This window comes from Pseudomonas sp. PDM14 (assembly GCF_014851905.1).
Lineage (GTDB): Bacteria > Pseudomonadota > Gammaproteobacteria > Pseudomonadales > Pseudomonadaceae > Aquipseudomonas.
Window position 1 is genome coordinate 1 of record NZ_JACVAQ010000006.1, and the last position, 429, is coordinate 429.

Below are 429 nucleotides of genomic sequence, written 5' to 3' on the forward strand. Positions count from 1 at the left end.
GTGCTGGCGACCGGCTTCGACGAAGGTCTCGTAGGTGCCCTGGACGATGCCCTGGCTGCCGATGTAGATCCAGCTGCCGGCGGTCATCTGGCCGTACATGGCCAGGCCCTTGGCATCCAGCTCGTTGAAATGCTCCCAGCTCGCCCAGTGCGGCACCAGGTTGGAGTTGGCGATCAGCACGCGCGGGGCGTTGGCGTGGGTCTTGAACACGCCGACCGGCTTGCCGGACTGCACCAGCAGGGTCTCGTCGTCGTTCAGGTTGGTCAGGCTCTCGACGATCTTGTCGTAGCACTCCCAGTTGCGCGCGGCGCGGCCAATACCGCCATAAACCACTAACTCCTTGGGGTTCTCGGCCACGTCCGGGTCGAGGTTGTTCATCAGCATGCGCAGCGGCGCTTCGGTCAGCCAGCTCTTGGCGGTGAGCGTGGT

1 pseudogene is annotated in these 429 nt (G+C 64.6%); it reads right to left on the minus strand.

The annotated features are described in order from the left end of the window. Positions 1-429: pseudogene (locus tag IB229_RS21745) on the minus strand (urocanate hydratase); the annotation flags it as partial.